The organism is Pseudomonas sp. LBUM1669, from assembly GCF_059695705.1.
Map to the genome: position 1 here is coordinate 4,516,118 of NZ_CP166784.1, position 24,495 is coordinate 4,540,612.

At 49.5% G+C, this 24,495-nt stretch carries 25 protein-coding genes; all 25 read right to left on the reverse strand.

The window, feature by feature from the left end:
• Positions 1–45: 45 nt before the first annotated feature.
• The 25 genes from ACA051_RS20890 to ACA051_RS21010 all read right to left on the reverse strand — a co-directional run bounded on the left by ACA051_RS20890 (position 46) and on the right by ACA051_RS21010 (position 24,485).
• Positions 46–381, reverse strand: coding sequence for a ComEA family DNA-binding protein (locus tag ACA051_RS20890; protein ID WP_497304408.1), 336 nt, complete (start codon positions 379–381; stop codon positions 46–48).
• 112 nt (positions 382–493) lie between these two features.
• The gene (locus tag ACA051_RS20895; RefSeq protein ID WP_497371725.1) at positions 494–2,488 is read right to left on the reverse strand and encodes a polysaccharide biosynthesis protein; all 1,995 of its coding nucleotides are present in this window, start codon (positions 2,486–2,488) and stop codon (positions 494–496) included.
• 100 nt (positions 2,489–2,588) lie between these two features.
• Entirely contained in the window at positions 2,589–3,602 is a 1,014-nt protein-coding gene (locus ACA051_RS20900; protein ID WP_497371727.1) for an MraY family glycosyltransferase, read from the reverse strand.
• A 35-nt stretch (positions 3,603–3,637) separates the two neighbouring features.
• Entirely contained in the window at positions 3,638–4,600 is a 963-nt protein-coding gene (locus ACA051_RS20905) for an NAD-dependent epimerase/dehydratase family protein (RefSeq protein ID WP_497371729.1), read from the reverse strand.
• Positions 4,597–5,595 (reverse strand): WaaS/CpsH family glycosyltransferase, encoded by a 999-nt coding sequence (locus ACA051_RS20910; RefSeq protein ID WP_497371731.1) that lies wholly within the window; start codon positions 5,593–5,595, stop codon positions 4,597–4,599. Before ACA051_RS20910 ends, ACA051_RS20905 begins: the two co-directional genes overlap by 4 nt.
• Positions 5,596–5,620: 25 nt before the next feature.
• Positions 5,621–6,145 (reverse strand): serine O-acetyltransferase, encoded by a 525-nt coding sequence (locus ACA051_RS20915; RefSeq protein ID WP_497371733.1) that lies wholly within the window; start codon positions 6,143–6,145, stop codon positions 5,621–5,623.
• 1 nt (position 6,146) lies between these two features.
• Positions 6,147–7,283 (reverse strand): NAD-dependent epimerase/dehydratase family protein, encoded by a 1,137-nt coding sequence (locus ACA051_RS20920; RefSeq protein ID WP_497371735.1) that lies wholly within the window; start codon positions 7,281–7,283, stop codon positions 6,147–6,149.
• Entirely contained in the window at positions 7,283–8,200 is a 918-nt protein-coding gene (locus ACA051_RS20925) for a glycosyltransferase family 2 protein (protein WP_497371737.1), read from the reverse strand. The genes ACA051_RS20920 and ACA051_RS20925 overlap by 1 nt, the downstream gene beginning before the upstream one ends.
• 31 nt (positions 8,201–8,231) lie before the next feature.
• Complete coding sequence (locus tag ACA051_RS20930) at positions 8,232–9,122, reverse strand: EpsG family protein (RefSeq protein ID WP_497371739.1); 891 nt, start codon at positions 9,120–9,122, stop codon at positions 8,232–8,234.
• 62 nt (positions 9,123–9,184) lie between these two features.
• Positions 9,185–10,258 (reverse strand): glycosyltransferase family 4 protein, encoded by a 1,074-nt coding sequence (locus ACA051_RS20935; protein ID WP_497371741.1) that lies wholly within the window; start codon positions 10,256–10,258, stop codon positions 9,185–9,187.
• Positions 10,259–10,294: 36 nt separating this feature from the next.
• Positions 10,295–11,554: an O-antigen translocase gene (locus ACA051_RS20940; RefSeq protein WP_497371743.1), complete on the reverse strand. Its 1,260-nt coding sequence runs from the start codon at positions 11,552–11,554 to the stop codon at positions 10,295–10,297.
• The gene (locus tag ACA051_RS20945; protein WP_497371745.1) at positions 11,551–12,681 is read right to left on the reverse strand and encodes a DegT/DnrJ/EryC1/StrS family aminotransferase; all 1,131 of its coding nucleotides are present in this window, start codon (positions 12,679–12,681) and stop codon (positions 11,551–11,553) included. Before ACA051_RS20945 ends, ACA051_RS20940 begins: the two co-directional genes overlap by 4 nt.
• Positions 12,678–13,142, reverse strand: a complete 465-nt coding sequence (locus tag ACA051_RS20950) for an acyltransferase (RefSeq protein WP_497371747.1) — start codon at positions 13,140–13,142, stop codon at positions 12,678–12,680. Before ACA051_RS20950 ends, ACA051_RS20945 begins: the two co-directional genes overlap by 4 nt.
• Positions 13,135–13,539 (reverse strand): sugar 3,4-ketoisomerase, encoded by a 405-nt coding sequence (locus ACA051_RS20955; protein WP_497371749.1) that lies wholly within the window; start codon positions 13,537–13,539, stop codon positions 13,135–13,137. Before ACA051_RS20955 ends, ACA051_RS20950 begins: the two co-directional genes overlap by 8 nt.
• On the reverse strand, positions 13,536–14,102 hold the full coding sequence (gene rfbC / locus ACA051_RS20960; protein ID WP_497371751.1) for a dTDP-4-dehydrorhamnose 3,5-epimerase: 567 nt from the start codon (positions 14,100–14,102) through the stop codon (positions 13,536–13,538). The genes ACA051_RS20955 and rfbC overlap by 4 nt, the downstream gene beginning before the upstream one ends.
• A complete protein-coding gene (rfbA, locus tag ACA051_RS20965; protein WP_497371753.1) occupies positions 14,099–14,992 on the reverse strand; it encodes a glucose-1-phosphate thymidylyltransferase RfbA in 894 nt (297 codons plus the stop codon). The genes rfbC and rfbA overlap by 4 nt, the downstream gene beginning before the upstream one ends.
• Positions 14,989–15,882: a dTDP-4-dehydrorhamnose reductase gene (gene rfbD, locus ACA051_RS20970; RefSeq protein ID WP_497375613.1), complete on the reverse strand. Its 894-nt coding sequence runs from the start codon at positions 15,880–15,882 to the stop codon at positions 14,989–14,991. The genes rfbA and rfbD overlap by 4 nt, the downstream gene beginning before the upstream one ends.
• Position 15,883: 1 nt before the next feature.
• Complete coding sequence (rfbB, locus tag ACA051_RS20975) at positions 15,884–16,954, reverse strand: dTDP-glucose 4,6-dehydratase (protein ID WP_497371755.1); 1,071 nt, start codon at positions 16,952–16,954, stop codon at positions 15,884–15,886.
• A gap of 323 nt (positions 16,955–17,277) precedes the next feature.
• Positions 17,278–18,423 carry an LPS O-antigen chain length determinant protein WzzB gene (locus ACA051_RS20980; RefSeq protein ID WP_497371757.1) on the reverse strand — a complete coding sequence of 382 codons (1,146 nt, stop codon included), beginning with the start codon at positions 18,421–18,423 and terminating at the stop codon, positions 17,278–17,280.
• A 164-nt stretch (positions 18,424–18,587) separates the two neighbouring features.
• Positions 18,588–18,815 carry a DUF1049 domain-containing protein gene (locus tag ACA051_RS20985; RefSeq protein ID WP_497371759.1) on the reverse strand — a complete coding sequence of 76 codons (228 nt, stop codon included), beginning with the start codon at positions 18,813–18,815 and terminating at the stop codon, positions 18,588–18,590.
• A 28-nt stretch (positions 18,816–18,843) separates the two neighbouring features.
• Positions 18,844–19,140 carry an integration host factor subunit beta gene (gene ihfB, locus ACA051_RS20990; protein ID WP_003189779.1) on the reverse strand — a complete coding sequence of 99 codons (297 nt, stop codon included), beginning with the start codon at positions 19,138–19,140 and terminating at the stop codon, positions 18,844–18,846.
• A 144-nt stretch (positions 19,141–19,284) separates the two neighbouring features.
• On the reverse strand, positions 19,285–19,563 hold the full coding sequence (locus tag ACA051_RS20995) for a hypothetical protein (protein WP_497371761.1): 279 nt from the start codon (positions 19,561–19,563) through the stop codon (positions 19,285–19,287).
• A gap of 216 nt (positions 19,564–19,779) precedes the next feature.
• Positions 19,780–21,471, reverse strand: coding sequence for a 30S ribosomal protein S1 (gene rpsA / locus ACA051_RS21000; protein WP_008148721.1), 1,692 nt, complete (start codon positions 21,469–21,471; stop codon positions 19,780–19,782).
• A 120-nt stretch (positions 21,472–21,591) separates the two neighbouring features.
• The gene (gene cmk / locus ACA051_RS21005; RefSeq protein ID WP_059406801.1) at positions 21,592–22,281 is read right to left on the reverse strand and encodes a (d)CMP kinase; all 690 of its coding nucleotides are present in this window, start codon (positions 22,279–22,281) and stop codon (positions 21,592–21,594) included.
• Positions 22,278–24,485 carry a bifunctional prephenate dehydrogenase/3-phosphoshikimate 1-carboxyvinyltransferase gene (locus ACA051_RS21010; protein WP_497375615.1) on the reverse strand — a complete coding sequence of 736 codons (2,208 nt, stop codon included), beginning with the start codon at positions 24,483–24,485 and terminating at the stop codon, positions 22,278–22,280. The genes cmk and ACA051_RS21010 overlap by 4 nt, the downstream gene beginning before the upstream one ends.
• Between the last annotated feature and the right edge of the window lie 10 nt (positions 24,486–24,495).

Sequence of the window (24,495 nt, forward strand, 5' to 3'; positions counted from 1 at the left end):
AAAAAGGCCGGTCAATGACCGGCCTCTTGGCGTTGATCTAAAAGCTTAGTTCACTTCCAGCTTCTCGCGGTTCTTATCCAGGATCGCCTTGCCTATCCCCTTCACTTCCAGCAACTCGTCTACGGACGAAAACGGCCCATTAGTGTCACGATAGGCAACAATCGCCTTGGCCTTGGCTTCCCCTATACCGGACAGCTCACGCTGCAGCGTCGGTGCATCAGCGCCATTGAGATCGACTTTGCCAGGCTGCGCCTTTGACGCGACTTCCAGCACCAAGGGTGCGTTGCCAGCCTCAGGCTTCGCCGCAGGCGCGGCGATTGCAGCGATAGAGGCGCTGGTGAGCAGGGCAAAAACCAGAGAGTAGAAATAGCCAGTACGCATAGATGAAGCTCCATAACATCGTTTGAGAAAGCAGCTTTTCCGAAGCTGCCTTCCAAACTTAGGCGATGTAGTGGAGCTGTCAAAAGTGTGTCTGTTGCAGGATGTGAAACAATCAGGGTTCGAGTCGACGTTGCTGGTAGATCCAGTCGACGATTTCGCCGTCGGGGGTGTAGCCGCTGACGGTTTCGCGTAGGAGTTGACGGACGCGGGAGTAGTCGTCCTGATCAACCGCACTTACCAGTTCTGCCAACTTCACTTTGAGCTCATCCCAAGGTAGAAGATCCTCGCTGGCGGTCATGATCATGGGATGCTGCGTTGCCGCGACGTTATCGCCGATCAGCAACTCTTCATAAAGTTTTTCGCCTGGCCGCAGTCCCGTGAATTCTATCGAGATATCACCATGCACATTTTTTTCCGAGCGCACGCTCAAACCCGACAAATGAATCATCTTCTCGGCTAGCTCGGCGATCTTGACCGGCTCTCCCATATCCAAAACAAATACATCACCGCCCTGTCCCAGAGAACCCGCTTGAATCACCAACTGTGCGGCTTCCGGAATAGTCATAAAATAGCGAGTGATCTTGGGATGCGTAACGGTGAGTGGCCCCCCGGATTTTATTTGCTTATAAAAGAGCGGTATTACTGAACCGGAAGAACCGAGCACATTTCCAAAACGGACCATTGTAAAGCGGGTCTTATTGACCCTGGAAACATTCGAGGCGTCGCCAAACAGGACCGGCGCCAACTCCCGACTAAGCGCCTGTAGCGTCATTTCAGCTAGACGCTTGGTACTACCCATTACGTTGGTGGGGCGTACGGCCTTGTCCGTCGAAATCAGGACGAAGTTCGCGACACCGGCAGTCAACGCCGCTTGGGCCGTATTGAGTGTGCCTATGACATTGTTCAGAACGCCTTCGGCAATATTGTGCTCAACCATCGGTACGTGTTTATACGCCGCGGCATGATAGACAGTGTCCACCTTCCAGGTTCTCATCACATCCAGCAACTTGCCCTGATTGCGAACGGACCCCAGAATGGGTAGAAGCCGCACCGATAACGACTCACGCGCGACACGCTGTTCCAGTTCCGACATGATCGAATACAGGTTGAATTCACTGTGTTCAAACAATAAAAGAGTCGTAGGCCGCAATGCGAGTATCTGCCGACACAGTTCGGAACCAATGGACCCTCCCGCTCCTGTGACTAACACAGCCTTGCCTTTCACACAGTGATCAAGCAATTCTCCCTGAGCCGGCACAGGATCACGGCCCAGCAGGTCAGCGATGTCCACCTCTTGAATGTCATCAACCTTGACGCGTCCACTTGCCAGATCCATGAAGCCTGGGACACTTCGAACGTGTAACGGGAAACCTTCAAGAAAGCCCAGAATTTCCCTTCGCCGCGCGCGATTCGATGATGGAATGGCCAAGAGAATCTCCTGAGCCCCCGTGACATCGATCATCTGCTGTATATGCTTCGGCTTGTAAACGTGCAAGCCGGAAATAACACGGTCGGCGATACTGCTGTCATCGTCAATAAACGCGACGGGACGCATGACGCGCCCCATGCGAAGCGCTGCGACGAGCTGGTTACCGGCAGCACCAGCGCCATAAACAGCGACCTTGGTCAGCCCATTATCTCTACTCGTAAAGGGCACGTGCTGGGCGGCGGTAAACCAGTCGCCTAGAAAATACTGTCGCATCGCGAGGCGTAAGCCCCCGATCATAATCAGGCTCAGCCACCAGTAATTGAAAACGATCGAACGGGGTATGACCGTTTGATGATTGCTGTACCAATAGACGACAAACCCGAGAATCAGAGCTGACAAGCTCACAGCTTTGATGATCGCAATCAACGCGTCGTTACCGAAGTAACGCATCACTGCGCGGTACATCCCAAATCGGATGAACAACGGTATGGACACGAGCGGTGCCGCCATAAAAAGCCAAAAGTGCCTTTCAACGGGGTTGATCATTTCATCGATGCCCAAACGCACCACGAAAGACATCCAAAGCGCAAACCACACCAGAACCACGTCAGTACCGACCTGAATCAATCGCTTCTGGCGACGTGGCAACCCCAAGAGAAGAACCCTAATACTATCCATACACTACTCACCGTTCGCTTATGCCCTCACCTGAAGAATAAGGGCACCTATCACACACAATCACGGCAACCCTGTGGGCCGACCAACGCGTTGACTTAGTTTAATCGGAATGTTCAAGCGCACCAGATTTAAATTTGAAGGAAAGCAAAACCAGCGGTACATAGGCTATAAGCACACCTGACAAACCGCTTATCTGGAGCGTGCCTACCATAAATGCAACCGGGAGTAACCAAAAAATATTGATAGCAAAAACCGCCATTGTAACTGGCAAGTGTTTACCATACTGGCGCGAAGCGTATTGATAACCGTGACTACGGTGGGCTTCATACACCTTATCGCCTCTAAGTAACCGGCGTATCAATGTGAATGTAGCGTCACAAATAAACACACCAAGAATAATAATCCATGACCACAATAGTTGAGGTGCAATCCAGGCAGCGTGCAACGACAATATACCCAAGGTAATACCCAGAAAGCCGCTACCCGCATCACCCATGAATATTTTCGCTGGAGGAAAGTTCCAAAAAAGGAATCCCGCGACACACATTGCCAGTATTGCTGTTGGCCAAATCAGTTCCGGCACACCAATAAACCAATATATGAGGCACATCCCCAAACATGCAGATATGGCCTCGATACTAGCAAGGCCATCAATACCATCCATAAAATTATAAAGATTGAGCAGCCATACAAGGTAAAAGACAGCAATCAGCCCCCCTGCAACACCTAAATCAACAATACTTCCAAAAATATTTAATGGTGCCAGCCCCCCCAAGAAGAACATCGCAACAATGGCGCTTGTAAAGTGACCCAATAATCGCCACCGAGCTGCTATATGACCGTGATCATCCATAAAACCCAATATCGCGACAGCAATACCTGGTATTACCAGCGACCATACCCACTCCCAAGTCAATAACCCAAAATACCCAAGGCAGGGAAGCGCTATCAGAAAAGTCACGACTATCGCGACCCCACCGCCTCTGGGAGTCGGGATGGTGTGCGAACTTCTGGTGTTCGGTGTATCAATCAGATTGACGGCCAACGCGTACTTGCGTAACAGCCACGTGGCAACAAGCGCCGAGAAAAAAACCGCTGCAAGCATCCAAAACATCACCCACTCCCTGAACCTGACTCATGACTCGTCGTTCAATGAGAAACGCTGATCGACTCGCTGGCAATCATAAACTCTCTGGCAGCCAGCGAAAGCTCACTTCGCACATTAAATGGCGCTTTCCATGCCAGAAGTGTCTGCGCCTTGGTAGAATCGATCAAAAAATAACCACACAACTGTTTGTAAAGCAATTCCTTGCGAAACAGGATCGAACCGAAACGCAGCACACTCAGCGGAACAGGGACGAGTACTAACTGACGCTGCATTCCCGAAGCTATGCATTCCAAAATCTCGGGAAGAGAAACATCGACACCATCTGATACTAGAAACAACTGATTCGCGGCGCTCGGATGCACCATAGCCACGTTTATAAAATTGACCAAATTACGCAAGGAAATCATACTTCTTTTGGCAGTTACTTTACCGAATGGCAACGGCAGGCCAAGCTTTACAAGACGGAGTAATTTATTAAAGTTACCGGGAGCATGCCCACCATATACTAATGGAGGCCTTATTATTACAAGCTCCACCTTATCCTTCAGCAATAATGAAAGCTCTTGCTCGGCCTCAAACTTTGATACTGCATACTGTCTTACCGGATTCGCTGCAGACTTTTCGCTAATGGGTTCAACAGTCGTATCCGCACCATTAACACCTATTGAACTCATAAAAACAAAACGCTTTACACCGGATTCTATGGCCGCACGCGCAACTGAAAGAGTCAAATCCCGGTTAACTTCTCGATAGGCCGATAACGGATCAGAAGCAGCTTCCTTCATTTGATGTGCACGTCCAGCCAGATGAACGACTACATCGATCCCTCGTACCGACTCCTGAATAAACTTCGCATCTGCCAAATCGCCGCAAACAACCTGAACATCGGCCCCTAAGTCACGCCAGCGCCTCATTAACGCGGTAACCTGCATATTCTGAGCAGACAATTCTTTGCACAGCGCAGCTCCAATGAACCCGCCAGCCCCTGTCACCAAAACCTTCATTTGGCAGTCACCACCTTAATAATTTCCTCCATCCAGCCGGCCAATCGATAGCGATGAAAAACAACCTCTGGAACATCTTGGTAAGGCGTCTCAAGGAAGTTACCGTCGACGACTGGATTAAGGCGATCTACAACACAAATGTTACTCTCGAGATAAAAATCATAATTTTTAACACTGGCGTTGGTCGTTATTAATTTCTTTCTCGCCCCGAGCGTCTCCAGGGTTCGTATGGTCAGACCTGTTTGATTGGGATGTTCAATATCCAGAATGATTTTAGACTGCTCAAACACACGTTGAACATCGGCCTTGGAAATCGGCTCAAACTTGAAGTCGGAGATTTTTGAGGATCGAAAACCATTATTGGATAAGCGATAAAACCAATAAACCCACTTTGCCTGCAAGTACAAATACCAGTACTTCTTCGTGCTCACTGATAGATTTTTGTCTATCTTTGATATAACGTCGTATCGGTCAGTATGAGCCGTACCAATAAAGCTTATGTCGTAAACATGGGGGCGATGTGAGTTTTCAAACCCGTTTGAAAAGAATAACGGCCTGAAATTAATATTATATTCCCCAGCGTCTATCTGATCAAAGGTGAACGCGTGATCAAAAAAAGAAAGATTCTCTACAGCCCATTTTCTGTTACCAAAAGAATCCCACATATACAACACAAATGTCGCTTCGGGGTAGAATTTTTTCCAGGATGAGAGTGTGGCTTTTGACAGGGTCTGTCCATTGACTACAAACACGTAATCGAAATTCAAACCCTCAAATTTACTGACGCTTTCTTTGTAATATTTATCAGCGGCACTGATTATCGAGCCCCTGTAAATTTTCGTCATGGCTTTGAGAAACGGACTTTCAAAGGGTCTATCAAGAAGAAAGTAAACGTCCGCACCTTGGCGAGTCAACTCAGCCTCGATTTCGGACTCGTAGCCAAAAAAACGAGGTGCCACGTACAGTATTTTTTTTCCAGCCAAGCCCTTTTCCAACTCAATTACCTACATTCTTCAAAAATTAAACAACTCTCGCCGGAATCCCGACGGCGATACGTCCTGCGGGAACATCATTCAACACAACAGCATTGGCCCCGATTGTCGAATCCTCACCAACGGTGATGCCTCCTAAGACTTTTGCCCCTGCACCGATCGTAACGCCATCCAGAATAGCAGGCCGCTTATCAGGACAGTAATTCATGTCGGCCTCCTTGGCACCGATGGTTACGCCTTGAAATATCGTCACATTCGCGCCGATCGAGGCAGCTCCGATAACAGTTCCTACGGTGTGAGGCAAAAAAAGGCCAGGACCAATTTTTACCTTAGGGGAGTACTCCAAGCCAAAAAAAACAAGATTAATCAAACAAATAATCTTGGAAATTGGCCCCATATGATGATTTGCGCACCAGTAGGCAAATCGAATTAATGCTACCGGTAAAAGCCGAAGATTGAAGAATGCCTTAAGTGCGCCAAGCCTTGAGACCGATGCGCGCTTTCCTATCAAACTGTAATAGCGTTCCAGATCACTCTTCAATAAGGTAATCATATCAAGACATCAACTTCATACGGCGCAGCTCCGCGCTCGCTTCGTCAAGTCTATCAACAGGGACTTCCTGAGTGAGAACCCATTCAACAAATCGCTTCATCCCCTCGTCTATATCAACTTTTGGTTGAAATCCAAGTACAGACCTTATGTGGGTCAAATCCGCATAGCAGTGACGAATATCTCCAACACGATACTCCGCTGTGACATGGGGCGCGACAGTACCATTAAGAAGAGAAACCAATTTGCTTGCGATATCCATCACTGAAACCGGGGCACCCAAACCTACGTTAAACACATCATGCGTACCCGTTTCGGTAAATAGCGAAAGGGAAATAGCCTCTGCTATATCAGATACGTGTACGAAATCTCGGCTTTCCAGGCCATCTTCAAATATCGGCAGAGATTTGCCTTGCCTGATACGTGTCGAAAAAATAGATAAGATTCCGGTATATGGATTATTCAGCGACTGACCTTCCCCATAAACATTCTGGAATCTCAAAATAACACTTGAAATACCTAATGCCTGTGCACCAATCCGTACAAGTTCTTCTTGAGCGAACTTGGTAGCAGCATAAATAGATGCAGGGTTTACCGAACCGTTCTCAGGCGTGGCAACGGGCAACATAGCCTCGTTGCAATCAGGACACTCGAAATCCCATTTATGCGAGGCCAGCGCCTCTCTAGACCTTGGATTTGGATACCTGGGTACAGTAGGGCTGCAGGCACTACAGCTAAACGCGCCTTCACCATAAACTGAACGGCTTGAGGCAAGCACTATTTTCTTTACACTGTTAGGTAACTTTTGAAGCGCATCCAGAAGAAGAGCGGTGCCCTGAGAGTTCACATTATTGTAATGTGCAATCTGGTACATTGACTGACCAGTGCCAGTCTCAGCTGCAAGATGAACAATCGCATCTACTTCGCTGATAACGCTAGCCAGATCTGCAGCATTCGTCACGTCCCCTCTCACCAAAGATACATTTTCATTTTTCAGCACTGGGTCGTCGAGATGCGGAATTACGCCGTGAATTTGTGCGCTAAGATTATCCATAAGAATTATCTTCGTAGCTTTGCCCAATAACGCCTTGGCCAAATTCAAACCGATAAAACCCATACCACCGGTAATTAGAACGCGCATTATTTCACCTCCGAAACGTAAGACCCAACTTTATTGACAAGACCGTGATAAATACCAAGACTCATCATTCGCAATGACTTCAGCTTTTGATTATCAATGAACACATTGACAACGTAACGCAACAAGAGGCCAATAATAAGGCGTCGCTTCCAATAATTCTCCACATAATTCTGTTTAATCAATCGAGTTGTGTTTCTGAAGAAATAATAGCGACGCAATGGTGAGTATCGGAAAAAGCTTAAACCGAAAACCCGAGCCGGCGGTGCATCGGAAGGTGCGTGTCCCATCTCGACACTCAAGCAGCCCACAATCTGGTAACCCAGACTACGAGCACGGAAACACCACTCCGTATCAGTATAGTCAACAAAGAAAGACTCATCGTATTTTACTGACTCCTTCCATACAGAAGCTTTTACCATCATACCTGAGGTTATAAGCACATCAGCCTTTACAAACTCTTCCCCGTCAGATGATGGAAAAATCGCTTCGATGTGACCTTTTTCCGAAGTGTAAAAAGGGAAATACTGTTTTACATCATCTCGGCGATCAAAGAACACTGGGCTGACCGCACCACAGTTGGAAAATTTCTCATCGGCGCGCCCCATCGCTTTACTTAAATTTTCAATAAGGTCAGGAGCCGCATTGCTGTCTTGGTCAAAGGTGACGACAAAGTCAGCACCATTTTGAACAGCATATTCAAATCCGACGTTGAGCGCCTTCCCCAGGCCCAGATTACTGCCAAGATCTATATACTTAACCTTATCCTTCTTTATAGGATCCTGACTAAGGTATGTCTGACTACCGCCATTATCAACAAGAATGAGAATGTGAACCTGATCGACTAAAGAGGACAGAAGCCGATCAACTATATCCATTTCGGGTCTAAACCCAACAACGATTGCTGCTACCTTACTCATGACAACCTCTTAAATCAATGTTGGCTACTTGTCAGCCAAGTAGCGACTGAATGTTCAACAGTGGCGGCTTAGCAAAAAATGCAAGACTTATGTAGACGAATCCAAGCGCCGCTATCGATAATAATTTGTAGAGTGCTGTTGATGCCCCTCGAGTCAAAGCTAAAGACACTATAGAAAAAAACAACGAAATATCAATAATTCTCACTGCCGCAGCTGGCATTTTTCCCATACTCAAATATAAAGCAAGAAATGCGAAAGCGTAAAACGCGAATTTCTTCGCACTCTGCTGCTCATGCAAAAACACATATACAAATGTCACTACAATAAACAAAACCTTAAACGAGAAAGGGTTATAGGCCTGAACATAAGCCTCAGCGGAATATGTAGAGAAATAGGGCATATATTCAATAACAGAGTACAAAATGGCCGTCGTCATGCAAACCAGCACAAAACGGAGGTGATAAAAATAACTATAAATAACCCACATAATGAAAATAATTGCTGCGACGTTATGCAGTAGAGCTGCAAATAAAAACAGGAAAATACTTTTGGGGGACTTATGACTAACGATGGCCACACAAGATACTGCAACTGCCGCCGCGTTCCTCATTTGCGTCAACTCCCACAATGGAAAAAACGCTGCACAATATAATAATACAAAAAAGAACGTGTTAGCCGTCGTCAGCTCGTCCAGGGAAAGAAGGAATCGAAACTTAAAATATAATGCAATAAATGCATAAATGAAGAGCACACCGACAAATCCGAGACCCAGAGCGTTACTGAGCATCGAGAATACTCTATACCCGAGTTCAACACCCACTTCCCCGCCCTCGATGATTGTGAGGTAGTTTGTTTCGTACACGGTGTAATCGGATGCCAAATCACTGGGCCGACAAGCTATCGTTATCGCCAGCAACAGCAAGCATGGAATCCAAATAAGGCTATATTTATTTATCAAAGCATCGCCCCGGACGCGATACTGTATTAAGAGCGATCATCGTCGTTCACCTTGAAAACATCTAACATTTTCGAAGCAATTGAGCTCCACCGATACTTCTCAACACTAGTTTTGCACACTTCAATAAGGGCATGCCGGTTGGCGGCTGGCATTTCCAAAGCTTCAACTAAGGCAGAAACAATTTTGTCATAACTAACATTAGAAATTAGAATTGAATTTTTAGCCGTTGCGGGAGCGTAGTTTGAAATAACCAGACAACCACTGGCCATAGATTCAATGCAAGGATAGTGAAATGCGCCATCCTGAATTAATCCAGTGGCTACAAAAATATCACATTCCCGATAGAACTCTGCTAATCGTTCGTCACCATGAGGCGTACATAATTCAACGAAATCAATATTTGATACGTCGACGCCATCCGGCAACTCAAAAGCTACGCGCAAAGTGAGATTTCGACCGGTAATTTCTCTAACGGTTTGTACCGCGCGAATAATTTCCAGAGTACCTTTCCATTTCGACTTTCGCCCGACGCATCCGATTGTTAGTTTTTGATTTTCCCATTGTTGCTCTCGACTCCTAAAAACTGTCAAATCAATACCTGGCTCTACTACATAACTTGAGTCTATCTCGTGATAACTCTGATACATCGGGGCATTAACGATTTGCACCAATGGTAACTTATAGGAAAACTTAGCCAAGAGCGTGCTCACACGCGCAGTAATAGTTTTCAACTCAGTGTAAAACTCAGGCTCATAGGCCTGTATATAATAATAACCTTTATTTGACCCCAGCGTGGCCAAAGCAACCGGAACAGCGGTCATATTATAATTAGCCACAATCACATCGAAATGTTTTCGAGCCTTAATCAATGCCAGATACATACCCAACAGTTTGCTGGCCGTTCGCAGAATCGGAAGTCGCTGAAAATATGTCCGGTATTCCAATACGGGTGCAATGGTCGGAAAGTAAGGGGCCTGAAAGCCGGCAGGTGCCAAAAATTTCACGTCATGGCCCTGCCTGATCATTTCATCAGCAACTTTTGACAATACCCGCATCCCACCAGCACTAGAAAACGCCAACACGGGGAATAGTATATTCATGATTTAGTCACTGCATAATCAACATTTGCCATCATACTAACCAACTTGCTCATTTTTAAAATGAAAATACAATCCTGCGAATACCATAATCCAATAAACGAGATAAGTGGCCGCATGTGCGATTGCAACGCCCTCGACTCCAAACCTACTCGTTAAAACCATCGTAAAAAATACAAAGCTTGCGGCTGCGAGTATTTCAGTAAAAATGAATGTTTTAAACATAGCCTTACTGACCATGACGTACGCCAACAACCAACTCCCAATTTTCAGGGTGTCGCCAATCATTTGCCAGCCGAACAGTTCCCGAGCCGGTAAAAACTGTGGACTGAAGAGAATAACCACGATTAAATCGCGCAAAGAATAAACAAGAAAACCGCACAAAGCAGCAACAGGCAAAATGACTTTATAACCACCGATAATCTCAGCTCTAATATCGATGTATCGCTTCAACTCTGACAACTTAGGCAAATAATAAAGACTCAGTGTTGTAGTCACCAACAAAAGATATGTGCTGCTCATTCGCCAAAGCGCCTCCCAATAACCAGCGACGTCTGCGCTGAAATGGTCGGTTAAATATCCTCGCACCATCATATGGCTTAGCGGAACACAAATGGCTGACGTGATAGCCATTAATGCGTATTTCAATAAGTTACTAACATGCTTTTTCTCGACAACTCCAAAAAAACTGGACAGTTTAAACCAGCTAGAGCTGCAACATACCTTTAGCGTTGCCACGAAAGAAATTGATTGATAAAGAGCAAGTGATACCAGCGCTCCATATAATCCACCTACCACCGTCAAAATAGTCACAGATATTAACGAGATAAAACTACCCGCAATATTCGCTATAATATAAAGCTTAACTTCCTTTTTCCCGTTTAATACAGCCAACAGAAATCCATTCGCAACAAAAAAGATCAGAGCGACACTGAATGCTTTAATAACCAACGTGTATTGCGCGTCATTTAGCAGCTGCAGAGATATGAAGGAGCTGGTGAAGAATATAACTACGCTTACCACTAAGGTAGACCACAGCATGATGGCTGTGGCTGCACGCCACACCCCATCCTGGCTACTGGGGTCCTTTGAGTATTCAGCGGTGTATTTTGTCACTCCCGTGGTTACCGCCCCACTGGCAAATGTCGTAATCAACTGCATAGCGTTTTGTAACTGACCTATCGCTGCGTAACCCGCAGGACCAACGTAAATCGCTAACACCTTATTTATGCCCAGCAGTGTCAGCATTTTAATGACCACTGCAATGCCATTCAACAAGCTGGTTTTGATTAGCGTCATTTAATATTTCTAACGACAAAACTATTGCAGGCACGCACGACTGATTCAGCATCGCTAAGTGAAAGTGTAGGCCCCATAGGCAAGCTAAGAATCTGACTATGAATTTTCTCTGAGACTGGGAAAGAACTATTGGCAAGCTCAAGATAAGCCTGTTGAAAGTGCGGAGGAATAGGATAATGAATTAAAGTCTGAATACCATTTTCTAACAGGTGTTTTTGCAGTGCGTCTCTATTTTCGCAAAGAACTGTAAAAACGTGCCAGACGTGACTGGCATTCTGCAGTGGCGCAAAATCCAAACTAACAGGTAACGTGATTAATGGGTTACTGATGGAATTTGTATATAGGTTTGCTATCTTTCGACGATGCTCTGTTTGCTCATCCAGATACTTCAGCTTTACCGACAAGCACGCGGCTTGAATTTCATCCAACCGACTATTTACACCACGATAAAGATTTTTATATTTCTCGTGAGAACCATAGTTTCTCAACGCACGTAAAGTCGTCGCCAATAAATCATCATTGGTAGTTACAGCACCCGCATCACCAAGTGCCCCCAGGTTCTTACCCGGGTAAAAACTGAAACCTGATGCATGCCCCCAACTCCCTGCCTTCTTGCCATTGACACTGGCGCCGTGTGACTGCGCAGAGTCTTCAAGAACCAGCAAGCCATGACGCTCGGCCAGCGCCATGAGCGCAGGCATGTCTGCAACGCGACCATAGAGATGGACGGGTAAGATAGCCTTCGTTTTGGAGGTAATCGCCTTTTCAGCGTTTACTGGGCAAATGTTGAAGGTTGCGAGATCGGGCTCTACCAAAACTGGCGTCAGACCATTCTCCGATATAGCAAGAATACTGGCGATATACGTGTTAGATGGAACCAGGATTTCGTCGCCTTCGCTCAGGTAGCCGAGCTCCTTCCAGGCCCGAATCACCAACACCAATGCGTCCAGTCCGTTAGCAACACCAATGCAATGCTTGGTTCCGCAATACTCTGCATAGCTGCTCTCGAACTGTTGAAGTTCGCTTCCCCCGATATACCAACCAGAATCAATAACGCGCGTGCACGCTTCAATCAGCTCTTCGCGGCAAGCTTGGTTGATGGATTTCAAATCAAGGAAACTTATCATCTGGTCAGGTACCTGATTACTTTAGCTGGATTACCTACTACTACGGCCCGATCTGGAACATCGGAGACAACGACAGCCCCGGCACCAACCATAGCCTCTTCGCCAATGGTCACTCCAGGTAATATCGTCGCATTGGCGCCAATGCTTGCACCTTGTTTTATAGTGATGCCGGCAAATGATTCCGGGTAAACTTTGGAGCGCGGCATGATGTCATTGGTGAATGTGGCGTTTGGACCAATAAAAACGTTATCGGCAACGACGGTTCCTTCCCAAAGGAAGACTCCCGACTTAATGGTAACGTTGTTACCCACAGTCACACCATTTTCAACCAAAGTGTGTGCGCAAATATTGCAATTCTCACCAATTACGGCGCCGTCAAAAACTACTGCAAACTGCCACACTCGCGTATCTTTTCCGATGCTTGTACTTTTGACATCGGCGAGTGCATGGATTTTAGGCATGCTTTGTCAGCTCCAAAAAAGCATCATAGTTTCTGATGTAATCCTGCTCATCGTAAAAATCACTGGCCAATACCAGAAGCACGCAATCTGCGCTGAACTCATGCATTTCGTGCCAAATCATTTTGTCGATAACGATAGCTTTATCCGGTGAGTCCAACCAAATTTCGGCTTTGCTGCGGCCGTCGTCCATCTTCATTAGACAACGCCCGGAAACACAGACCGCGACTTGCGTAAGTTCTCTGTGGGCATGAAAACCACGTGGTACGCCCGCCTGTGTATCTGTAAGGTAGTAAACGCGCTTTATGGAAAACGGAACACTTTTATTGTTCTCAAGCGCAATCAAATGACCACGCTCATCACCCAGCGTTTTGATGTCCAGGAATTTTATTAAGTTCATTGCTGTGGCACCGCTAAACTATCGACGTTCGGTGCTTTATCATCTTTTTCGCTAATGATGTAATCATCAGAACTAGGCCAATCAATACCGAGTTGCGGATCGTTCCAGTGAAGCGAACCTTCCGAGGCTTTGTCGTAGTAATCAGTGGTTTTGTAAAGGAAGTGCGTATTGTCTTCAAGAGCAACGAAGCCGTGAGCGAAGCCTTCCGGGATCCACAGCATTCGATTGTTGCGGTCATTCAGCTCCACACCAGCCCATTGCAAATAGGTTGCCGAATCCGGCCGGATATCCACAGCGACATCAAACGCTGCGCCACGAACGACACGAACAAGCTTTCCCTGCGCATGAGGAGCGCGCTGAAAGTGCAAGCCCCGCAGCACTCCTTTGGATGAGCAGGAATGGTTATCTTGAACAAACGGACGCGGGAGTGGCAGGCCTAAACTCTCTAGCGCAGCATGAAGCTTTTCCTCATTAAAACTTTCCATGAACCAACCGCGATCGTCGCCGTATATAGCCGGTTCAATGATCACCACCTCTGGGATCGACGTTTGAATCAGTTTCATACACCGGTAGCCTCTGCAAGAATCTTCTGCAGATACTGGCCGTAGCCGGTTTTCTTAAGCTTTTCAGCCTGCTCGCAGAGCTGCTCTGGAGTAATCCAGCCGCTAGTAAACGCAATCTCTTCGAGACAAGCCACTTTTAACCCTTGACGGTGTTCAATGGTATGCACGAAGTGACTTGCTTCCAGCAGGGATTCGTGAGTGCCGGTATCCAACCACGCGAAGCCTCGACCGAGCATCTCTACGGTCAAAGACTTGTCATCCAGGTAAGCCTTGTTTACATCGGTAATTTCCAGCTCACCCCGAGGTGATGGCTTGATGTTCTTGGCGATTTCAACAACACGGTTGTCGTAGAAATACAACCCTGTCACCGCATAGTTGGACTTCGGACGAGCTGGTTTTTCCTCAATGCTGAGAGCCCGGCCTGTACTATCAAACTCGACTACCCCGAAACGCTCAGGATCAGAGACGTGATAACCAAATACAGTTGCGCCGGAAACCTGAGACATGGCGGAACGCAGGTTGTCGGAAAAATGCTGTCCGTAAAAAATATTGTCGCCCAAAATCAGACAGCAGGGATCATCTCCGATGAACTCTTCACCAATGATAAAAGCTTGTGCCAGACCGTCAGGGCTTGGTTGTTCGGCGTAGGTCAGCTCAATACCGTATTGACTTCCGTCTCCCAGCAGCTTTTTGAAGCAAGGCAAATCTTCCGGGGTGGAGATAATCAGGATTTCCCGCATTCCGGCCAGCATTAGTACGGACAGCGGATAGAAGATCATCGGCTTGTCGAAAATTGGAAGCATCTGTTTCGACACACCCAGCGTCAATGGGTGCAAGCGTGTACCAGAACCACCCGCCAGAATAATGCCTTTGCGTTTGATGACCGTCATTTCTCTAACACTTCCTTTAACATCCGGGTCACTCCACTGCGCCAATCTGGCAAGTGGATGGAAAAAGTCTTGCGCAGTTTCTCGGTATTAAGCCGGGAATTCAATGGCCGACGAGCAGGGGTCGGAAACTGCGACGTTGAAATCGGGTTGACCGTCTGCACTTGCATCGGAATACCGGTTGCCTTGCCATAGTCGATGACCAAGCTTGCGTATTCATGCCAGGACGTAAACCCATCAGCCGCCAAGTGATAAATACCAGAAACCTCGGGACTGACAAGCGCTCGTCTGAGAGCGACCGCCGAGACATCAGCTATCAGGTCAGCTCCGGTTGGCGCTCCGATCTGATCTGCGATGACGTTAAGTTCGTTTCGGTCAACGGCAAGCCGCAGCATCGTTTTAGCAAAGTTATTGCCGCGTGCTCCGTAAACCCAGGAGGTACGGAAAATAAGGTAATTGCAGCCTGACTCTACAATTGCCTTCTCACCCATTAACTTCGTGAAGCCATAGTGGTTAACGGGAGAAACCGGATCATCTTCCCGCCAGGCTAGAGCACCAGTCCCGTCAAACACATAATCTGTGGAAAAGTGCACCAACCAGCTGCCGAGTTTTTGAGCTTCCTCGGCAAGGACCTGCACCGCTGTTGCATTTATCTGCAAGGCCAGATCTGTATCGGACTCAGCCTTATCTACTGCAGTGTAAGCGGCAGCATTGACGATGATATCCGGAGCTATTCGCTGTATGGTTGCACGCAACGCTTGGACGTCAGCAAGATCACCGCATAAACCGTCGACCACTTGACGATCCAATGCGATGACTTCTCCCAACGTCGCAAGGGAACGCTGAAGCTCCCAGCCAACCTGCCCATTTTTACCCAGCAGCAAAACTTTCATGTCAGGCGTTTCGCTCAGCATAGTTCTGGTCAATCCATTGCTGGTAACTACCGCTTTTGACGTTGTCTACCCAAATCTCATTAGTTAGATACCACTCAACAGTCTTTCGAATACCCGACTCAAACGTTTCCTCGGGCATCCAATCCAGCTCGCGCTGAATTTTACTGGCATCAATAGCGTAGCGCTGATCATGTCCTGGACGATCCTGAACATAAGTAATCAGCTGGGCGTGAGGACGATGTGGCGACTCGGGACTAAGCTCATCAAGCAGCGCGCAAACTGCATGGACGACTTCCAGATTTTTCTTCTCGTTGTGGCCACCGATGTTGTAGGTCTCACCGACCTCGCCTTCTGTTACCACCTTATAAAGCGCACGCGCATGATCTTCGACATACAGCCAATCACGAACTTGATCGCCTTTGCCATAAATAGGGAGAGGCTTGCCCTCCAGAGCATTCAGAATAACCAACGGGATGAGCTTTTCGGGAAAATGGCATGGACCGTAGTTGTTCGAGCAGTTGGTAACGATCGCCGGAAGGCCATAAGTTCTGCTCCACGCCCTGACGAGGTGATCCGAGCTTGCCTTGCTAGCCGAATATGGAGAACTTGGCTGGTAAGGCGTCTGCTCAGTAAAAAGGTCCTCAGGACCTTCAAGATCACCATAAACTTCGTCAGTTGAAATATGGTGAAAACGAAATTGCTTCTGAGCAGAAGTATCAAGACCCTTCCAGTACTGACGTACCACTTCCAGCAAAGTATAAGTGCCGACAATATTAGTCTGGATAAAATCCGAAGGTCCGCTGATCGAGCGGTCAACATGGGACTCTGCAGCAAGGTGCATAACCGCATCTGGACGATGCTCGTTAAACACGCGACGCAGCTGGGCAGCATCACAAATATCGACATGCTCGAACGCATATCGGTCGCTTTTGACGCTGTCGCCCAGCGATTCGAGATTGCCGGCGTAGGTCAATTTATCCAGATTAACCACTGAATCCTTGGTGTTGGCGATGATATGCCGGACGACTGCCGAGCCAATAAATCCAGCACCACCGGTCACTAATATTTTCAACTTGATCTCCTTAAACTCAAATAACGCTCTTGCTAGCCTATCCGGCATCGATACCTATACGCCACCGGCACATAGCGTGCGTGGCTCACCGGTAGCTGTTGCCTTGTTTTCGCCCTTCGAGGCCAGAGTAGTTTCAGATTCCGCTCTAGCCAGCAACGTCAACGAGCAACTGGCTTTACAAGAACGCAGTTTACACTTGTTGGGCGTATGAAGCGGTGCGGAACTCTCACCGAGCCGCCTTTCCGACAAATAACCAGAGCAACAGAATCAAAGTCTCGGTCGCGGAGATCAAAAACCGACCTGAAGAAACTGGTCGCCAAGGTTTAAACGTAAGAATCGACCCCTGCCGCCATCCCGGATTCAGCCCTTCGGCGTTTGGCAATGAAGTGCTGCAGCAAGGCAATAGCGCAACCCAGCGCACCACCAACGATCAGCCCTAGAAGAATTATTAGGGATTTTTTTGGTTTAATCGGGGATACTGGAAGGTCGAGGACGCCATCATGGCGGAACACCGCAATGTCAAATTTTTCTGACTCCAATTGCTTGTAGAAGTCAGCTTCTTTCTGGAGCTTTCGCAAACCGGGGGTAAAAGGGTCATCCGACTGGCGGCCTTCAAGATTTTTCAACTCCGCTTCCAACGCTTTGCTGCCACGCATGTATGTATTGTCCTCGAACATGCTGCCAGCCAGCTTGTCGGAGCCACCGCCGGAAAAAACGACCGTGTTTTCCAAGCCACTGGATTTGGCTATAATCAAAGCTTCACGAATTTTGCTAATGGAGTCTTGACGCACTTTGCGGCTTGACTCTCGAAGAGTATCGATCTCTAAGTTAAGGTTACGCCCCAACACCGAAGCTTCTTTTTTTGCATTTTTTATCAATTCATTCGAGGTGTTTTTTCCCACCTGATTTACAAACAGATCAACCCACTGCATTGCACGCTCAGGGCTGGTACCTTGCAGGGAAACCAACCAACGCCCCTCTTCTTCCTTACCCACAGGTGCAACTGTAAGATCTTTAGAAAACGCATCATACAAAGTTCCACTTGAGGAGGACGGAATATTCCCCCCAAACGCAGGCAGATGCGTAGATTCAAAAAAGGCTCTTCTTTCAGACTCGGACTGAAGGTTTCGCAAAAATATTTTATACACTTGATCTACTGCAATGGGCTTCAACTTCGACTCATCGCCACGACCAAAATTGAGATTAGCAATATCATTAACGGTCGGCGGAGAAATGTAATACTTGGACTCGTAAACAGGCGTCGAAAAAAAAGCATATGCTGCGGCGGCCACACCAACTACCAGAGTACAAATGATAACAAGCCACTTCCGCTTCCACACTACGCTGGCGATTTCAAAAAGATCTATTTCAGTTGAAGAGTTAATTTTGTTATTACTATTTTGCATAGGAAATTTCAGCCTTTCACTCAATTCTATTTCTACAACCTGGTACAAAATCAACCCACTCAACTGGTTGTCTTAGATCCGCGCAGCGCCAAGACATCACAAAACACCCAGAGGCAGATGAAAAGAAGGCAAATGCCATCAGCCCCCTCAGACAGGGCAAAATAATAACACGGACACAGCTCAAATTCCGCTGATAAACAATTCGAGCTTACAAACCTAAACGCAGATTACAAGCGCCGCCAAAACCTGCGACCGATGATCCATGCCGACAGAGGTCCGACCACCATCCCCAAAAGCAAGGCCAGGATGACGCAGCTAGCAATGGGCAATTGAGCAGAAGACCAACCTAGAAAAAGCAACGATGTCGGCTGGCGGTTCTCCAAAATAAACATCACCACCAAAAACGCCAACGCCAAAATCATTACAATCGACGCAACACGCTTGAGCCTGCGCATATCACACCTCCCGTGCAAAACTGCAAAATCAAACCCCCTCCTCCTCTTCCTCATTGACCCTATCGCGCAATTCCTTGCCCGGCTTGAAATGAGGAACAAACTTGCCATCGAGGCTAACCGACTGACCCGTCTTCGGATTACGACCAACCCGCGGCGCACGATAGTGCAGTGAAAAGCTGCCAAAACCACGGATCTCGATACGATCGCCGGTGGCCAGGCATTGAGACATTTGCTCGAGCATGGTCTTGATGGCCAGCTCTACATCCTTGGATGAGAGCAGCCCTTGATGGGTGACAATTCGTTCGATCAACTCCGACTTCGTCATATTTTTCCCTTCTTTTTCAAGCAGCTAGGAAAAGCGCTTCAAAGGTTTTAGCATGCCCGGAGAGTTTTGAACAGCCCAGGGATCTACATTATCTTTACCAGCAATGCCCTTCCTGAAATCAACAAACCTCAACACTAATCAGCCTCAGCGACAGATAACCAGCATGGTGCGCGTCAGATAACCCGCGGGATTAAAACCAAAGGGAAACTCATCCTCATCCTTGGCATCATCGGACCTTGCTATAACCTTGTAACCGGCAGCCCTGCATTCTTTGTCCGCGCGCTTACGACACTTCTCCCATCCAGAACCCAATCCTGAACAATCTATCTCTACGCCACTGACTCCGCGTACAGCATGGGTTTTGGCGGTCGTGCCACAACCCGCCAACGTCAGTAGTGCCATTGCGACAATGAGCTTGTTCATTCACTTCCTTATGGCAGGCACCCTGCCCGGCTTTCGTTCGCTTGAGCTAAAGACTAGCTGCAAATAAGCGATTGATCCCATTAAAGAAAGAGACAGCCAACAAGGGCCATTGGTTTCAACGGCCATCACCCCGCCATGTCCTATCAACACGCTCACCAAATCCCGGGCACAAAAAAGGGCGACCGAAGTCGCCCTTTTTCTATGGTCTGACAGAACTTAGTTCTGTTTTTCCATTTGTGCACGCAACAGGTCGCCCAGAGTGGTAGGACCAGCAGCGATGCTATCCGAAGGCTTGTCTTTCAAGCTTTGGATGGCTTCTTTCTCTTCAGCATCGTCTTTCGACTTGATGGAGAGCTGGATTACACGGCTCTTGCGGTCAACACTGATGATCTTGGCTTCTACTTCCTGGCCTTCTTTCAGAACGTTGCGCGCGTCTTCAACGCGGTCACGGCTGATTTCGGAGGCTTTCAGAGTCGCTTCGATATCGTCGGCCAGAGTGATGATGGCGCCTTTAGCGTCAACTTCTTTCACGATGCCTTTAACGATTGCGCCTTTGTCGTTCTCTTGGACGTACTCGGAGAACGGATCGCTTTCCAGTTGCTTGATACCCAGGGAGATGCGCTCGCGCTCTGGGTCAACCGACAGGATAACGGTGTCCAGCTCGTCGCCCTTCTTGAAGCGGCGAACGGCTTCTTCGCCCACTTCGTTCCAGGAGATGTCGGACAGATGAACCAGACCGTCGATGCCGCCGTCCAGACCAATGAAGATACCGAAATCGGTGATCGACTTGATGGTGCCGGAGATTTTATCGCCCTTGTTGAACTGGCCAGAGAAATCTTCCCATGGGTTAGATTTGCACTGTTTGATGCCGAGGGAGATACGACGACGCTCTTCGTCGATGTCCAGAACCATAACTTCCACTTCGTCGCCGACTTGTACGACTTTCGAAGGGTGGATGTTCTTGTTGGTCCAGTCCATTTCGGAAACGTGTACCAGGCCTTCAACGCCTTCTTCCAGCTCAGCGAAGCAGCCGTAGTCGGTCAGGTTGGTTACACGAGCGGTAACGCGAGTGCTTTCTGGGTAACGGGCTTTGATAGCAACCCATGGATCTTCGCCCAGTTGCTTGAGGCCCAGGGAAACACGATTGCGTTCGCGATCGTACTTCAGAACCTTGACATCGATCTCGTCGCCAACGTTGACGATTTCGGAAGGATGCTTGATACGCTTCCAAGCCATGTCGGTAATGTGCAGCAGGCCATCGACGCCACCCAGATCGACGAATGCGCCGTAATCGGTGAGGTTCTTGACGATACCTTTGACTTGTTGGCCTTCCTGCAGGGATTCCAGCAGAGCTTCACGCTCAGCGGAGTTCTCGGCTTCAAGCACGCTACGACGGGAAACGACAACGTTGTTGCGTTTCTGGTCGAGTTTGATGACCTTGAATTCCAGCTCTTTGCCTTCCAGGTGCGTGGTGTCGCGCACAGGACGGACGTCAACCAGAGAACCTGGCAGGAACGCACGGATGCCGTTAACGTCGACAGTGAAGCCGCCTTTAACCTTACCGTTGATAACGCCCTTGACCACTTCTTCGGCTGCGAAGGCTGCTTCCAGAACAATCCAGCATTCAGCGCGCTTGGCTTTTTCACGGGACAGCTTGGTTTCACCAAAGCCGTCTTCAACCGAGTCCAGAGCAACGTGAACTTCGTCACCGACGTTGATAGTCAGTTCGCCAGCATCGTTGTAGAACTGCTCAAGCGGGATGAGTGCTTCAGACTTCAGGCCAGCGTGAACGGTTACCCAGCGAGCTTGGTAATCGATATCAACGATAACACCGGTGATGATGGAGCCTGCCTGAAGGTTCAGGGTTTTTAGGCTTTCTTCAAAGAGTTCCGCAAAGCTTTCGCTCATTTTAATTCCTGTTGAATAAGGGCGAAGGATACGCCCATCTCCACATCCCAGACGACGTGGGTTACGTTCATTAGAAGAAGCACCACAAGACTATGACTGGTCCCCTGTGGAGCTTCTTGGTCACCCGGCTATATCGCGAATGGCGATCTCGCTCATGATGCGTTCCAGCACCTGATCGATGGATAATTCCGTGGAATCCAGCTGTATGGCGTCAGCCGCCGGTTTGAGCGGGGCTACCGCTCGCTGGGTGTCACGCTCATCGCGTGCACGTATCTCATCTAGCAGACTCGACAGACTAACACCATCGACTTTGCCCTTCAACTGCAAGTATCGACGGCGAGCACGCTCCTCGGCACTGGCAGTGAGGAATATCTTCAGCGGCGCGTCAGGGAAAACCACCGTGCCCATGTCGCGGCCATCGGCGACCAACCCTGGAGGCTCCTGAAACGCCCGTTGACGCTGAAGCAGAGCGTCGCGGACGGCCGGCAAGGCCGCCACCTGGGAAGCCCAGGCACCCACCTGTTCGTTGCGCAAATCATCAGTGACATCGTCACCTTCAAGGATGATTCGCTGCGGATGACCTTCGGTCGCGCCGACGAACTGCACGTCCAGATGAGCGGCCAGCAGCTTCAGCGACTCTTCATTGGTCAGGTCGACGCCATGATTGCGCGCAGCGAATGCCAGCAAACGGTACAGCGCACCGGAATCCAGCAGGCACCAGCCCAGGCGCTTGGCCAGGATCCCGGCAATAGTGCCCTTACCCGAGCCGCTAGGCCCGTCGATGGTGATGACCGGTGGCTTGATAATCACGACTGAGCCTCTTGTGCAACACGGATGCCGACCTGCGCGCACAGCGCCAGGAAGTTCGGGAACGAGGTTGCGACGTTGGCACAGTCATGGATGCGGATCGGTGCGGTGGCGCGCAGCGAAGCCACGCTGAAGGCCATGGCAATCCGGTGATCGCCGTGACCGTGCACTTCGCCGCCGCCGATTTGGCCGCCGTCGATGATAATGCCGTCCGGGGTCGGTTCGCATTTGACGCCCAGCGCCAGCAAGCCATCAGCCATGACCTGGATACGGTCCGACTCCTTGACTCGCAGCTCTTCGGCGCCACGCAGGATGGTGCGCCCTTCGGCACAGGCCGCGGCCACGAACAGCACCGGGAATTCGTCGATGGCCAGCGGAACCAGCGCTTCGGGAATCTCGATACCCTTGAGTTTAGCTGCCTTTACGCGCAGGTCAGCCACCGCTTCGCCGCCGACTTCACGCTGGTTTTCCAGGGTGATGTCAGCGCCCATCAGACGCAGGATGTCGATCACGCCGGTACGGGTCGGGTTGATGCCAACGTGCTCAAGCACCAGCTCCGAACCTTCCGCGATCGATGCCGCCACCAGGAAGAACGCCGACGAAGAGATATCGCCTGGTACTTCGATATGGGTAGCGGTCAGCTTGTGGCCGGATTCGACCGACGCGGTAGCCCCATTGACGGTAACCGGGTAGCCGAAGCCCCGCAGCATGCGCTCGGTGTGATCGCGAGTCGGAGCCGGCTCGGTAACGGTGGTCTTGCCTTCGGCATACAGGCCGGCCAGCAGCAGACAGGATTTAACCTGAGCACTGGCCATCGGCATGGTGTAAGTCAGGCCCTTGAGCTTGTTGCCGCCACGAATAGTCATCGGTGGACGACCTTCAGCGGCGGTCTCGATCACGGCGCCCATTTCACGCAGCGGATTGGCCACGCGATTCATCGGACGCTTGGACAGCGAAGCATCGCCCGTCAGCGTGCTATCGAAGTTCTGCGCAGCCAGCAGGCCGGACAGCAGACGCATCGAAGTGCCGGAGTTACCCAGGTAGATCGGGCCCGGCGCAGGTTTCAGGCCATGCAGGCCGACGCCGTGAATGGTCACGCGACCGTGGTGCGGACCTTCGATCACCACGCCCATGTCGCGGAAGGCTTGCAAGGTCGCCAGGGCGTCTTCGCCCTCAAGGAAGCCTTCGACTTCGGTGACGCCTTCGGCCAGGGAGCCGAGCATGATCGAACGGTGGGAAATCGATTTATCGCCTGGTACTCGAATCCGCCCAGTCAGGCGGCCACCAGGTTGTGCCAGGAAAATCAGGTCGTTGGAGTTCATAGCGTCCACATAAGCCCGGCGGGCCAGGATTTTACTGAAATGTTCGCGGGCAACCCGGGCGCGAGTGAATACGCCCAACAATTGGTGCCCATCCCCTGCATCGACCGCGTCGCGCAAGGCGTCGAGGTCGCTGCGAAATGTATCAAGTGTGCGCAGGACAGCTTCGCGGTTGGCGAGGAAGATGTCGTGCCACATAACCGGGTCGCTACCCGCGATTCTTGTGAAATCGCGGAAACCGCCCGCAGCGTAACGGAAGATCTCAAGGTTTTCATTGCGCTTGGCCAACGAATCGACCAAACCGAACGCCAACAAGTGCGGCAAATGGCTGGTCGCCGCCAACACTTCGTCGTGACGCTCAACCTGCATGTGCTCGACATCGGCGCCCAATTCGCGCCACAAACGGTCGACCACTGCCAGCGCAGCCGGATCGGTTTGATCCAGTGGCGTCAAAATCACTTTATGGCGACGGAACAGCTCGGCATTGGAGGCTTCCACCCCGCTCTGCTCGGAACCGGCAATCGGATGGCCCGGCACAAAACGCGACGGCATGCCGCCAAACGCTTCGGTCGCGGCACGCACCACATTGCCTTTGGCGCTGCCAACGTCGGTCAGAATCGCCTGCCCCAGGTCCATGCCGGCCAATCGGCCAAGCATTTTTTCCATGGCGAGGATCGGCACGGCGAGCTGGATCACATCCGCGCCCTGACAAGCAACTGCCAGGTCTTCTTCGCAGCGATCCACCACGCCCAATTCAACCGCGAGCTTGCGCGACTGCGGGTCGAGATCGACCCCGACCACTTCGCGGCACAGGCCACTTTCACGCAACCCCTTGGCAAACGAACCGCCGATCAACCCAAGGCCGACCACAACCAGGCGACCGATCATAGGGGCAGCA